Genomic DNA, 13,423 nt, shown 5'->3' with positions numbered 1-13,423 from the left:
GTGATAACTATGGATGAAGATTCATTTGAGGATGTTGAAGCAGCGTATCATGAAATAAAAATGGGTGGAGGGTGGTATCTTACCATCTCACTGGAAACCAGTGAAAAGTATGAAAAAGAATATGTGGAAATTGCAAAGGAAAGAGGAGGCCAGAAACGGGGTCGTTTTAATCTCAATCCCAAATATGCAAGACAGCTGGGAGAGGCCCTTATCGAATTTGCCGACTCCAATGAGCTTTGATCATTCGAGTCCATTGATGACTTTATCTACTTCCTTTTTCACTTTGTCCAAACTCTGTGATGCGTCGATGATTACAAATCGTTGAGGATTCTCCTCTGCAAGTTGCAGGAATACATTGCGAACCTCCGAAAGGAAATCCACCTTTTCAAACTTGGTTTGTGCATCACGACTGTTACATCTTGATACGGCAATTTCGGGGTCGATATCAAGTAGTAAAGTAAGGTCCGGTACAACGGTCCATCCCCTGTGCAGTTGCTTGATCCACTCCACCGGCTCATCTAACCTGTCTTTAAGGGTAGACGATTGGTAGGCAACTCTGCTGTCTGAGTACCTGTCTGAAATTATCACTCTACCAGTTTTAATTGCAGGTTTGATCGTATTTCGGATGTGTTCTGCATGATCGGCTGTAAACAATAAGAGCTCTGCAAGGGGATCAACGTCCGAATGGATTGCCCGCATTACAGCCTGGCCGATCCAGTCTTTTGTAGGTTCCCGTGTAAAAATAATATCCGAATAAACGGGATTTTGTTTCAGGTATTCCATAATGGTGGTCTTGCCCGACCCGTCGATCCCTTCAATGGTGACAAGTTTTCCTTTCATTTATACCTCTCAGGTACGGACAGTGTCTTCACTGCCACATTGGGGACATTTTATAGGTATGAAGTTGGGGTCTGCCTGAAATACGAAGCTGCATGTATTGCATACAAAATATACCTTTGATTGGTCTATATCATCCATATTTTCACCTGCATAATATTTATCGGTAAATAATATAACTACTTATTCTCCATTTCCAGTGTATGACGATTATAGGAGTAATTACAAGGGGTAAGTACGGCAACAGATTGATAGACACGCTACATCAACATTCGGATTTTTCTGTCAAAACTGCCTCCCTGCCCGCCAGGTTACCCGATTTTCTGGATGAGCCGGAAGAATTTGTAAAGAAACTGGATATCAATCCGGATGTATTCAATGCAGACACCATTATAACTTACTCTCTGCATCCCGATATTACACCGGTGATTGCCCGCCTGGCCGGACAGGCCGGTGTGTCATCATTGATCGTACCCGGAGGCTCGTCCCGGGCCCCGCTTGTCGAACTGGATAGAATATCTTCGGAATATGGTATCTATATCGAGGTGGATGAGGTATGCTGTACTCTTGCGGAAAAGGAAGAAACAGCACCATATTCCAGTGTCTTTGGTCTTCCGGAATTCGAAGTCTCCACTAAAAGCGGCTATATATCGGATGTCCGGGTCCGGAAGGGTGCACCATGCGGCAGCACATGGAAAATGGCGGAAAAACTAATCGGTACAAAAGTAGAGGATGCTCCCGCAAAGGCAGGTTTGTTAATCCAGCAATATCCTTGCAGAGCCGTCAGAGGGCAGCTGGGAGGAATTCATGATTCGGCGGAGTTACATAAAAAAGCAATGGAGAGGGCCCTAATAACCCTCTCCGAAAAATAAAATTACTGGTTTTGCAATTTTATCCTGTCCTTGAGGATGCATTTTCCACCTGTATGGCCGCCCAGGGGATTATGAGGCGTTCCCAGAGAGTTCATACATCGTGCCATAACGGCTGCACCTCTGGCTAGCCCGTCATCGACAAATACGACTTTTTCTTCAATTTTATCTCCCAATCCCATTGTTTCCAGTTTTTCAAGGATAAGTTTGGGTTTATCTCCTGATATGCCGGCCCTTCCGGTGATTCCAATGGAAGTTTCAGGAAATACAACTCCTTCTTTCTGTGCCACTTCCACAAGGCGGTAGATTACACCTGCCATCACTTCATCGATTACTGCGAACAGTACCTTGAGTCCCTCTTCCTTGTATATCTGTGCACCCAACTCTGTTAATTCATGCATTTTTGAACCATTGGTGCCCACGTCACATCCAATGAGCACGACTCCGATTTCAGCTGCAGCGGCAGGATTTACAGGGACACTTCCATAACGGGTGACATTTTCAGGTACCTTTTCGATAGATATTTTTTCCATTAAGCGGTTTGCATATTCTTTTATTTTCTTCCCCTTCAACAACATGGTAATCATGCCCGGTGGTCTTTCGTCAAAGACATCCAGAGCGGTTCCCAGTTCCAAATCCACAAGTTGGGTCCCACGGATTATAGCATCGGGAATGGCTCCGGCATAGCCACAGAAGTTGCCAATGGTCTTTGCATAGGGTTCCTCCGGGCTGATGACACGCCCGTCAAGTGTGGTTCCAAAATCCATCGATAAACAGGGATTACGGAAATCCACATCCACCCATTTAGCTCCTTCTTTTATACCGGCGGTTGCAAGTTCTCCCTCCATCTCATTGGCCACGATTTCCACACCTGTGGCCCCTGTGGGAGGAAGGACACTGGCAACTGCACCATCAAAAATAACTTTATTGAGTTTACTGAACTTCTTGAATCTGGGGTTTATGTTATCCTGGGACATCGGAGGCGTCATGTTCCTGGGTGGGACACCCGCCATAAGGCAACCGTCTGCAAGAGCTTTGATAAATTCTCCCACTTCTTCCGGTACATCGAATCCGGCCACCACGCCGGTGGAGCGGACAACGAAGTGAATATCTTTTTTAATATCCAGATTGGCTTTCTTTACAGCCTCCTGAAGCGTATTCTTGACAAGCTCTGCCACGGATTCGCGGCTTAATTCCACACCTGTAAGCGTCTTGCCGAATACTTTTTCTCCAGGTTTTGGTTGTCTTACATCCCTTGTCATCCTTACGGTTTTCACCACATGGTATGTCGTACCCTTTTCGAGGTCTGTGGCCGTAAGGATGCATTTGGTGGTCGTATTGCCCACCTCTACAGAGGCCACGATGAAATAGGAATTGGATTTTGATTTCAGGTCTATCAGTCTAACGGAAGGAGTCTCGGCCATCCTGGGTTTGTGTGACATAAGGTCTGTCCCTCAGAGGTATGATTTAATTTTTTCCTGTATGCTTACCTGTGGCAATGCACCCACCATTCGGTCTGCAAGTTGCCCATTTTTGAACACAAGAAGGGTTGGAATTGCAGTGATCTGGAATTTTCTCGCAGTAACCTGGTTCTGGTCCGTATCAAGTTTGCCAAAAACAACATCTCCCTGCATCTGCCCGGCAAGGGAATCTATTATCGGTCCGACCCTTTTGCAGGGACCACACCATTCTGCCCAGCAGTCCACTACAACAAGTGGATAACGGCTTACAAAGTCTTCAAAATCGGCATCTGATATTATCATGGCTTCTGCAGGCCAGTTGGTCTTTTCGAGATCTGTCTTAATCTCTTCCATTCTTCTCTTTCTTATTTCTTCGAGTTCGTCCATGCTTCCCCTCGCATCATTTAGATATTTCATAAGCTATATCTGTCATTCTGATTAATTACGAATTATATTGTACTGCATACATTTAAAGGTTTGTATGGTTATTCACAAATAGTGCACAACCAACAATTGCCCGTCCTGGAGGGGTTTCCATTACAAAAGCAGATAGTGAAAAATCAAGCAACCGCACAATATTCGATCAGAAATGTGTAACCTGTGGCACGTGGATGGATAGGATAGAGAATAAAAATAAAAATGCTACCACAACAGTAACATATTCCTGTCCGGAATGTGGTCTGTCCTATACCGTGGATGAATGATTTGATGTGGGAAATTAATCAACTGCTCAATATTGACCCGTATGATTTTGAAAGGCTCGTAGCTCACCTTTTTGATAAAATGGGCTATAATACCCGCTCGACACAACAAAGCAGGGATGGTGGTGTAGATATCGAAATATCTATCGATAATTTTGGTCTTTCCCATCGATGGCTTGTCCAGGCCAAACGTTATTCAGGACCCGTCGGAGTCAAGGAAGTACGTGAATATGGCAGCCTGTCCTACAGGGAAAATGTGGATGGAGTAATTATTGTTACTACTTCCAGTTTTACCGGTGAAGGAAGGAAAGAAGGGGCAAAACACAATCTCAAGCTGATAGAAGGCCCACTGCTTACTGAAATGCTTAATCATTATTGTCCTGATGAAGGAGAGAGTTTCCACCGGAAAGGAAGGGGTGTTGATGTACTTGAAACAGGAGAGGAAGTGTTTGGAAGACATAGCGCAACAATTGAAGGGAACAAAATCTGGCTGGTACTCACAAAGAAACATATCTATTTTGAAAAAATAACTGCCACCCTTTTCTCGAAGAAAAAAGAACTTATCAGGAGAATAGATGCAAGTTCAATTATAGGTTTAAAACAGGATACAAACTCGCTTTATATAGTAATCGATGAGAAAAAACCTGAGGTACTGGCCCTTTCTATCAGGGAGCCAAATAGTTTTGCAGAGAATCTTGAATTGTTTCGTCCTTCTTTTCTGCGGGGCGAAACCCTCCTGAAATTTGAAAAGGAAAAAAAGGGCTGTATGGTGCTTACCAACCGCAGATTTCTCATGATGGATAAAGGCAACACCGAAACTATCAGGTTGAAAGACATTGCAGGGGCAGAGATTGAGAAACAGGGTATTTTGCACAAGGATAAACTTGCAATCCTTGAATCAAAGGAAAGTATTACCAGGCACATATATGATGTGGAAAATGCCTCTGAATGGAGGGAGGCACTCCTGAAAGGCCTGGGAAAGGAATGAATGTTATTTAAGCTGTTGCAAATAGCGCTGGTTCTTGACAACCCGGGTAATTAATGTGGCCACAAAACCAATAGCAAGACCAAGCAATATAACAAGTACCAGATTCCCTTCTTCAGCATACTGGAGAAGGAACTTAAAGAGCAGAGCACTCAGAGCAATCCCCGCTACTATGATATAGCCCACATTGATGTTACAGAGTTTTTCTAACAGACTCATAGTCAACCCCTTGGAATCCCTTTGCAATAAATACTTTCCTTTATTATCGCACAGTGGCATATTTTATAATTAGCACAAAATTTGTCGACTGATTTTTATCCCAGATCTCTATGAGGGCCCAGATCACAACCTGTGCATGGCAGGCACATTGTCCTGAACAGTCTTGTATCAAGCCCTGCTTGATCCAGCTCCTCTTTCAGGAAACGGGTGAGTTTGAGGATACGTTCCTTTGAAGGCCTCTCTATATTAACCTCTTTCTTTCTGAGGGGATGGCTTGTTGCGGGTCTCAGGATAGGAACCACACCTCTTCGTACAAGTTCCCGGATTCCTTCCATTGCGGTTTCATCGCTCTCTCCCAGACCGATTATGAAATTGGAACAAACCTTGTTCTTGCCAAACATCCGGACAGCTTCGGAAAGGCAGTCCAGTATAAAATCAAGGTCCTGTTCACCACAGAGTGCGCTGTACAGTTGGCGGTCCATGGTCTCTACATTATATTTTATCTCATCTGCGCCGGCTTCTTTTAGCAGTTTGTTGGAATTGATTGTGGGATATACTGAAACCCCGATGGGTACATGGTATCTTTCGCATTTTCTGACAACCTCAACCGCCCGTTCAACTTCCTTTTCAACTGTCTCATCAACCCCGGCAGTGATGGATATGGCTTTCATCTTTTTCGTATCATGTGCTTTTTCTATCATATCCAGCACTTCTTCAACTGATTTGACCCTGCCATTGAGTTTTGGGACAGGGCAGAATTTACAGTCAAATATACAGGTCTCGGTCATATTAATATACGCCTGCTCGGGACAGTGAAGCAGTTCTTCCTCAATTTGTCCGCAGGCAAGCAGTTTATCCTCTTTGTAGATACAGATCTTTCCATCCTTTTCAATCGCTTTTAAAGGAGATTTTGCATCTGCTCCAAGTTTTACCCGGCGTCCTCCGGAACTAAAAAAGAATCCTACTTTGCCGGCACCCGGTCCTGCAGTTGAAACAGTAGTTTTCCCGAGTAGTTTTTCATCGATTGCCACTCTTCCTGTTGCCAGTAATTCGGCTTTTGTCTGGGCATCCATATACTCATGGTGGGTAGTAAGATTAATTATAGTTTTCTGCCATCAGTTTATAATAGTGCAGCTATATCCTATTATAGACAGTTTTTGCGGTGGATATAATGAAACAGGATCCGATTTGTAAAAAAAAAGTAGAGGAAGACACTTCTTTCCAGCAGGAGTATGATGGTAAGACCTATTATTTTTGTTCAAGTGAATGCCTGAAAACATTTAATGAGATGAAAAAAAGCGTAATACGTCTCAAACGCAGTCTTGATGAGAAAAAACGTGTTTCTTTTGGCAAACTTAACAAAGATGTTATCAAGCCAGGCATATGTACCCTTTGCGGAGCCTGTGCCGCATCCTGTGAATCCATAGCAATAAAGGGTAAACGTCCCAGGATTGTAGGCCCATGTACGTCCTGTGGTGTGTGTTACAACCAGTGCCCTCGCACTATTACTACAGAAGAGGAACTTGTGGGCAAACTCAGGTTTGCATACAGTGCCAAAAGCCTGCTTCCCCGACATAATGGACAGGATGGAGGTGCTGTTACGGCATTGCTGGCTTATGGACTGGAGGAAGGCCTGATTGATTGTGCGGTAGTAACCACTCATTCAAAGGATCAACCCTGGAAACCGGTTGCAATTATTGCTGAGGATCGTGCACAGGTGCTTGAGTCCTCTGGTAGCATGTATTCTCACAGCATGACAATGGAACAGTTGATGCAGGCCATTCAGCAGGGTATGCGAAGTATTGCTTTTGTAGGTCCAAGTTGCAATATAGATGCGGTCCACAAGATGCAGCGCAGTCCCTATGGCTTTTTGCATCTGTTCATGAGAGCCAATGTGTTGCGTCTGGGATTATTCTGTATGGATACATTTTCTTACGAAGGCATTAAGGAATTTGTTGAAACCCATGGTATGAGACTTGCGGATATCGATGCAATGAAGATTCGTAAGGGTAAGTTCGAGTTTGAGCAGGCAGGTCAGATAAGCAGATTCTCTCTGTCCGAATTTGATGAATACAGGTCCTCCTCATGCAAGTTCTGTACCGACATGGCGGCAGAAAATTCCGATATAAGTTTCGGGGGTGTGGGTACGCCGGATGGTTACACCACGGTTTTTGCCCGCTCCAGTATTGGTTATGAGATATTCAATGAAGCTGTGGAAAATGGTTTTCTGGAGGCCCGGGCCCTGGAGGATTATGAGATGGACAGGGTACTCAATCTTGCCAGGATGAAAAAGGTACAGATGTATGGTGTAAACCGCAGGAGTAAAAAGACCTGATAAGAACATATTAATAGCATTACCTTTTGTGTAACACATACGCTATATTACGCTTACAGAGGCTTCATATTATGATTACAAAGGAACAGGTAGAACACATCGGCTGGCTTGCACGGGTCAATATCGATGAGGAGGACGCTTTTGAATTTGCATCGGAACTAAGCACTGTGCTGGATTATTTCGGACAGCTGGATGAGGTGGAAACCTCGGGTGTCAAGCCTACATATCATGTTGCCGATGTCATGAATGTATTCAGGGAAGATAAGCCAACAGATTCCCTGGAGCAGGCTGCCATTCTTGCAAATGCTGAAGACATACAGGAAGGCTACATAAAAACTCCAAAGATCATCTGAGGGCCAAAAAATGCTGGAAGGTTTATCTGATCTAAAAAACAAGATAGGTTCCTCATCAGCCGAGGATGTTGTTGCCTCCTATCTGGAAAGAATAGAAAAAAGTGATATTAATGCCTTCACCTGTATTGCAGAAGACGCTATTGATCAGGCTAGAAAAGTTGACTCTCTGGACATTGAAGGCCCTCTTGCAGGTGTGCCCATTGCAATTAAGGATAATATTTCCACGAAAGGGTTATCCACAACCTGCAGTTCTGCCATCCTGGATGGTTATGTGCCACCCTATGATGCTCATGTGATCGAAAGATTGCGAAAGGCCGGTGCAGTGATAATCGGTAAATCCAACATGGATGAGTTTGGTATGGGAACCTCCACTGAAACAAGTACCTATGGCCCGACTCTTAATCCCTGGGATGCAGAAAGAGTGGCCGGGGGGTCATCAGGTGGCAGTGCCGCTGCTGTAGCTGCAGGGCAGGTTCCTGTCTCGCTGGGTTCGGATACAGGTGGCTCGGTGCGCTGTCCGGCGGCCTTTTGTGGGACTGTGGGCCTGAAACCGACTTACGGGGCGGTCTCCAGATACGGATTGGTTTCTTATGCCAACTCTTTAGAACAGATTGGTCCACTGGCAAATCGTGTGGAAGATGTAGCAGCCCTGATGGACGTTATTGGCACATATGATAACCGGGATTCAACCTGTGTTAAACATAATGCTGGTTATACTGATGCCCTGCAGGACGATGTGGAAGGGTTAAAGATCGGAGTTCCTGCCGAATACTTCGGGGAAGGCATCGATGATAATGTACAGAAATTGGTATGGGAGGCTATTGGCAAGTTTGAGGATATGGGAGCTGAGTACACAAAAGTTTCGATGCCAAACACACCCTATGCACTGGCAGCGTATTATATCATAGCCATGAGTGAAGCCTCCTCCAACCTTGCCCGTTTTGACGGTACTCGCTATGGAAATCGTTCAGAAGGGGAAAACTGGCATATGATGGCTTCAAAGACCCGGCAGGAAAAGTTTGGTGCAGAGGTAAAAAGGCGTATCCTGCTTGGAACCTATGCTCTTTCTGCGGGCTATCATGACAAATATTATCTAAAGGCCCTCAAGGTTCGCACCCTTGTAAAACAGGATTTTGAAAGAGCTTTTGAGGACGTGGATGTATTGATGGCACCCACAATGCCAACTCCTGCCTTCAAGATAGGGGAAAAAATGGATGATCCCCTCTCCCTGTATCTTTCGGATGTCAACACTGTCCCGATTAATCTTGCAGGAGTGCCTTCCATATCAGTGCCATGTGGTTTCTCCGAAGGTCTGCCTGTAGGACTGCAGGTAATCGGGAACTACTTTGATGAAGCTACCATTCTCAAGGCAGCCCACTCTTTTGAGAAAAATACCAATCATCATACTAAACTGGCCCCCGGAGTGGTATAAATGGTATACGAAAATCCCGATGGTGTCATGATAGGCCTGGAGATACATGTCCAGCTCAACAAGCTTGCTACCAAGTTATTCTGTGGCTGTTCCACGGACTATCATACTTCAGAACCCAATACTCATGTATGTCCGGTATGTATGGGCCTTCCCGGATGTCTGCCGGTGCTGAACAAAAGGGCTGTGGAATATGCTATCAGGATCGGACTGGCCCTAAACTGTGAGATTGTGGAACAAACCCAGTTCCATCGTAAGAATTACTACTATCCCGATCTTCCAAAAGGTTTCCAGACCACCCAGTATGATTACCCGATTGTCAGTGATGGCAGGGTGGTAATTGAAGGTGAGGACGGTGAACATGTCGTTCGGATCAGGCGCGCCCATATGGAGGAAGATCCGGGTAGACTGATGCACATGGGTACCATTGACAGGTCCAGGGGTACACTGATTGACTACAACCGCTCGGGCATGGCCCTGATTGAGATTGTTTCCGAGCCGGATATGCGCAGTCCCCGGGAAGCCAGACGTTTCCTGGACAAGCTGCGTAACATCCTTGAGTATCTGGACGTCTTCGACAGCACCCTGGAAGGCTCGATGAGGGTGGATGCCAACATCTCTATTGCGGGGGGTGACCGAACCGAGGTTAAGAACATCTCTTCCCACAAAGGCGCCGAAAGGGCCCTGCTCTATGAGATCATGCGTCAGAAGAATATCAAACGCCGTGGAGAAGAGGTTGTTATGGAAACACGTCACTTTGACGAGGCTCGTGGGGTCACGATTTCCATGAGGACCAAGGAAGAAGAGCACGATTATCGTTATTTCCCCGAACCTGATCTGGTACCCATGAGGGTTGGAAGCTGGGTTGAGGGTATCCTTGAAACCCTTCCCGAGCTGCCTGATGCCAGGCGTAGCAGGTTCATTTCGGACTACGGAATGGTGGATACCCATGCCAAGGCGCTGACATCTGACATCAGGGTGGCGGATTTCTATGAAGAGGTTGCCTCTAAGGTAGATCCTGCAGCAGCAGCGGTATGGGTTTCCGATGTCCTCAAGGGAGAGCTCAATTACCGTGATCTCACCGTAGCTTCCTTTACAGTAGAAGATATGGTAAAGATCATCGAGCTGGTAGTCAGTGGTAAGGTTACCGAAAAGGCAGCTGTGGAGATCATACGTACCATCCTTGATGAAGGCGGGTCCCCGATGGACATTGTAAAGGAGAAGGGGCTGCTGAAGGTAGAAGGGGATGTGGTCGACCAGGCTGTAGAGGCAGTTTTGAAAGAAAACCCGCAAGCTCTGGAGGATTATTTTGCAGGTAAGGAAAAATCCCTGAACTTCCTTGTAGGTCAGGTAATGAAGAAAACACGTGGTCGTGCGGATGCCCGCTCAGTACGTGAGATGATGCTGGAGGAAATTGATAAGAATTATCGATGATTGCCCCAAAACAATTATATGTTTTGAGGGCTATTTAGCCAGCCCGATACTATTAATTTAATTACAATTATTACAAAGGTGAGAATATGGCAAGATTCCCCGAAGCTGAGGAACGTATACTTAATAAGAAGATTTGCATGAATTGCAATGCCCGTAACGCTGTAAGGGCTGTTAAATGCAGAAAGTGTGGTTACAAAAATCTCCGTGTAAAATCCAAGGAAGTAAAGAGAGGCTGATCGGTCTGATGCAGGTGGAAGAGTACCTCAATAATATTGTAAAGAGGGACGGTTGTGTCCATCTGACACTTATAGACCCCGCCTCCCAAAAACCCGAAAGGGCGGCAGAGATTGCAAAAGCTGCCGTTGAGGGAGGCACCGATGCTATAATGATTGGGGGTTCCACCGGAGCGATGGGTCAGGTTCTTGATCAGACCCTTCAGCTGATGAAAGAACAAATTGATGTGCCAACTATTCTTTTCCCCGGCGATTCCGCAGGCGTGAGCTCATACGCCGATGCTATTTTTTTCATGAGCCTGCTGAATTCCAGGGATATCAACTATATTGTTACCAACCAGGCGATGGGTGCACCTCTTGTACGCAAATTCGGCATTGAACCCATTCCAATGGCCTACCTGATAGTGGAACCAGGCGGCACGGTTGGATGGGTAGGGGATGCACGTTTGCTGCCCCGTACAAAACCGGAGCTTGCTGCAGCCTATGCTCTTGCAGGATCCTACTTTGGAATGCGCTATGTTTATCTCGAGGCAGGTTCGGGTGCAGATAATCCGGTTCCGGTTGAAATGGTGGGTGCTGTGAAACATGCTATCGATAAAGGACACTTGATAGTAGGTGGAGGTATCCGCGACCGTAATGCTGCAGCTGCCTGTGCAAAGGCAGGGGCGGATATGATCGTGACAGGTACTGCCGTGGAAGATGCTGGCGATGTCCGCGCAAAGATTGCTGAATTCGTTTCTGCGATCAAAAGTTAAAAATGGATTTCCCTTAATGAGGTGGGAAATGCTTAAAGTAAAAGGTATTTCAAAAATTTACGATTCTCCCTGCGGGAAAAAACAGGTACTTGAGGACATCAGTTTTACCGTACAGAATGGCGAAATACTTGGTATTACAGGTAAAAGCGGTAGTGGCAAATCTACCTTGCTTAAAATTTTGCGTGGAATTGAAACCTTTGACAGTGGGACGATTGAGATTGACGAAACGGCTATAAGTCCGGATATGGGGCAAACCGGTCAACGTTTTTTGATGAGCAATAGTGCCCTTCATCTTCAGCGCAACTTCAGCCTCTGGTCCGGTAAAGCAGTTGAAAATATAATCCGCAGGCTTTATTATGCAAGGGAAGGTTACGAAGCCCTTCCGGATAACGATCACCCTCTTTACGATGAAATGTATGAGGAGGCAATGGCCTATCTGGGTATTGTGGGTTTGAAGGAAAAAGCCCTGCATTTCTCCGGAGCATTGAGTGGAGGAGAAAAACAACGTCTGATTCTTGCCCGCCAGCTTGCATCCCGGCCATCCGTGCTGCTTCTTGATGAGCCTGTCACAATGGCTGGACCGGATTCCAAACAGCAAATACTGGACATAATTCTTCTTCTGAAAGAAAAACTCAACATTCCTATTCTGGTAGTATCCCATCTGCCGGAAATTTTGAGTTACCTTGCCGATGATATGCTCTGCATTGATGAAGGAAAAATTGTAGCATCAGGTGACTCTGGACAAGTTCTGGACAAGTTCCTTCATGGGATGGCTGACAAAAAACCTCTGGGTACTTTTTCAGAGGAGGTTTGTGTCAGGGCAGAAAATCTTGCCAAGCGTTATTCCCTCTGGAGGGTAGGAGAAGTTCTGGACCTGAAGGATATCTCTCTTTCTGTTAACAGGGGTGAGATACTGGGTTTGATAGGCCCTTCCGGAAGTGGCAAGACAACCCTGCTGCGGATGCTTGCCGGCCTTCTCGAACCTCAAAGCGGAAGGGTCCTTTATTCTCTTGAGGATAACTGGATTGATATTTCCCGTTTCAGCCCGCAAAGAATGGAAATGCGTCGCAGAATGAGTATCATGCATCAGGAATTTACGTTGTCCCCCCATTCCACAATAGGACAGCATATTGCCTTTAAACTCAGGCTCAAAAGACAGGGTGCGATAGAACACGCCCGTCAAAAAGCAGAGGAGTTGGGTATTTCTGAAAAGATGCTGGATACGATTTATCAGTTGCCCGATATGGCAGAGGCAGAAAAAGAACAATCCCTTTCAAAAATGGGACTGACGCCACAGGTCTATCTTGAATTATTCCCCGCATGGCCGCAACTCGATGTGGCCAAATATGCAGAACCTGTATTTGATGCTCTGGATCTTTCTCCTGACATACTTGAAAAGAAACCTGCACAGATAAGTGGCGGAGAACATGTGAGGTCCTACATAGCGGTATCTCTTGCCACATCTCCGGATATACTCATGCTGGATGAACCTTTTGGAGATCTTGACCCGATTACTCTGAGAGATGTTACCAATTCGCTCAAGGAAATAAATCGCAGGTTTGGCACGACAATAGTTTTTGTCAGCCATCATATGGATTTTGTGAAAGAAGTAGCCCACAGGGCAGTTTTGTTATCCGGAGGTTCGGTTATTGAAGAGGGGGATGCCCGGCAAGTATGTGATAACTTCATAGAATCAACCGGTGTGACCTACATTGGAAAGGGTATTGACGGGATGATTTCAAAGTAATTCTGATATTTTTTATGCGGATACAGTTTTCAGGCTGTGTGGTAATTCTTTCTTCTGCTTGTTTTC

General features: G+C 45.6%; 16 protein-coding genes. 10 read left to right on the top strand and 6 right to left on the bottom strand.

Annotated elements, in window-relative coordinates:
* Window positions 1-9: 9 nt before the first annotated feature.
* Entirely contained in the window at window positions 10-240 is a 231-nt protein-coding gene (locus tag CP947_RS09200) for a hypothetical protein (protein WP_096712910.1), read from the top strand.
* Here CP947_RS09200 and tmk read toward each other — a convergent pair whose 3' ends face one another.
* On the bottom strand, window positions 241-840 hold the full coding sequence (gene tmk / locus CP947_RS09195) for a dTMP kinase (protein WP_096712909.1): 600 nt from the start codon (window positions 838-840) through the stop codon (window positions 241-243).
* Between the two features lie 9 nt (window positions 841-849).
* Window positions 850-978, bottom strand: a complete 129-nt coding sequence (locus tag CP947_RS10960) for a hypothetical protein (protein ID WP_258082620.1) — start codon at window positions 976-978, stop codon at window positions 850-852.
* Between the two features lie 62 nt (window positions 979-1,040).
* On the opposite strand from CP947_RS10960, the gene CP947_RS09190 reads away from it, so the two are divergent.
* Complete coding sequence (locus tag CP947_RS09190; RefSeq protein WP_096712908.1) at window positions 1,041-1,709, top strand: DUF166 domain-containing protein; 669 nt, start codon at window positions 1,041-1,043, stop codon at window positions 1,707-1,709.
* A gap of 2 nt (window positions 1,710-1,711) precedes the next feature.
* Here the strand turns inward: CP947_RS09190 and CP947_RS09185 are convergent, their stop codons facing one another.
* Window positions 1,712-3,148, bottom strand: a complete 1,437-nt coding sequence (locus CP947_RS09185; RefSeq protein WP_096712907.1) for a methanogenesis marker 14 protein — start codon at window positions 3,146-3,148, stop codon at window positions 1,712-1,714.
* A gap of 12 nt (window positions 3,149-3,160) precedes the next feature.
* A complete protein-coding gene (trxA, locus tag CP947_RS09180) occupies window positions 3,161-3,553 on the bottom strand; it encodes a thioredoxin (protein WP_096712906.1) in 393 nt (130 codons plus the stop codon).
* Between the two features lie 321 nt (window positions 3,554-3,874).
* Between trxA and CP947_RS09175 the strand changes: the two genes are divergently transcribed.
* The gene (locus CP947_RS09175) at window positions 3,875-4,855 is read left to right on the top strand and encodes a restriction endonuclease (protein ID WP_181079362.1); all 981 of its coding nucleotides are present in this window, start codon (window positions 3,875-3,877) and stop codon (window positions 4,853-4,855) included.
* Window positions 4,856-4,858: 3 nt separating this feature from the next.
* Here the strand turns inward: CP947_RS09175 and CP947_RS09170 are convergent, their stop codons facing one another.
* On the bottom strand, window positions 4,859-5,071 hold the full coding sequence (locus tag CP947_RS09170; RefSeq protein ID WP_096712904.1) for a hypothetical protein: 213 nt from the start codon (window positions 5,069-5,071) through the stop codon (window positions 4,859-4,861).
* A gap of 95 nt (window positions 5,072-5,166) precedes the next feature.
* Complete coding sequence (locus CP947_RS09165; protein WP_096712903.1) at window positions 5,167-6,144, bottom strand: radical SAM protein; 978 nt, start codon at window positions 6,142-6,144, stop codon at window positions 5,167-5,169.
* A 98-nt stretch (window positions 6,145-6,242) separates the two neighbouring features.
* Here CP947_RS09165 and CP947_RS09160 point away from each other — a divergent pair, with 98 nt between their 5' ends.
* From CP947_RS09160 to CP947_RS09130, 7 genes are all read left to right on the top strand, one after another.
* Complete coding sequence (locus CP947_RS09160; RefSeq protein ID WP_096712902.1) at window positions 6,243-7,406, top strand: Coenzyme F420 hydrogenase/dehydrogenase, beta subunit C-terminal domain; 1,164 nt, start codon at window positions 6,243-6,245, stop codon at window positions 7,404-7,406.
* Window positions 7,407-7,477: 71 nt separating this feature from the next.
* Window positions 7,478-7,759 carry an Asp-tRNA(Asn)/Glu-tRNA(Gln) amidotransferase subunit GatC gene (gene gatC, locus CP947_RS09155; protein WP_096712901.1) on the top strand — a complete coding sequence of 94 codons (282 nt, stop codon included), beginning with the start codon at window positions 7,478-7,480 and terminating at the stop codon, window positions 7,757-7,759.
* 10 nt (window positions 7,760-7,769) lie between these two features.
* Window positions 7,770-9,191 carry an Asp-tRNA(Asn)/Glu-tRNA(Gln) amidotransferase subunit GatA gene (gatA, locus tag CP947_RS09150; RefSeq protein WP_096712900.1) on the top strand — a complete coding sequence of 474 codons (1,422 nt, stop codon included), beginning with the start codon at window positions 7,770-7,772 and terminating at the stop codon, window positions 9,189-9,191.
* Window positions 9,192-10,622: an Asp-tRNA(Asn)/Glu-tRNA(Gln) amidotransferase subunit GatB gene (gene gatB, locus CP947_RS09145; RefSeq protein ID WP_096712899.1), complete on the top strand. Its 1,431-nt coding sequence runs from the start codon at window positions 9,192-9,194 to the stop codon at window positions 10,620-10,622.
* An 86-nt stretch (window positions 10,623-10,708) separates the two neighbouring features.
* A complete protein-coding gene (locus tag CP947_RS09140; protein WP_013038400.1) occupies window positions 10,709-10,858 on the top strand; it encodes a 50S ribosomal protein L40e in 150 nt (49 codons plus the stop codon).
* Between the two features lie 8 nt (window positions 10,859-10,866).
* Complete coding sequence (locus CP947_RS09135; RefSeq protein WP_096712898.1) at window positions 10,867-11,610, top strand: phosphoglycerol geranylgeranyltransferase; 744 nt, start codon at window positions 10,867-10,869, stop codon at window positions 11,608-11,610.
* 28 nt (window positions 11,611-11,638) lie between these two features.
* Window positions 11,639-13,357: an ABC transporter ATP-binding protein gene (locus CP947_RS09130; RefSeq protein ID WP_096712897.1), complete on the top strand. Its 1,719-nt coding sequence runs from the start codon at window positions 11,639-11,641 to the stop codon at window positions 13,355-13,357.
* The last annotated feature ends 66 nt before the right edge of the window (window positions 13,358-13,423 follow it).

It is taken from the genome of Methanohalophilus euhalobius (assembly GCF_900215215.1).
Lineage (GTDB): Archaea > Halobacteriota > Methanosarcinia > Methanosarcinales > Methanosarcinaceae > Methanohalophilus > Methanohalophilus euhalobius.
The sequence above is the reverse complement of the archived record's forward strand: the minus strand, read 5'-3'. Positions and strand labels throughout refer to the sequence as shown.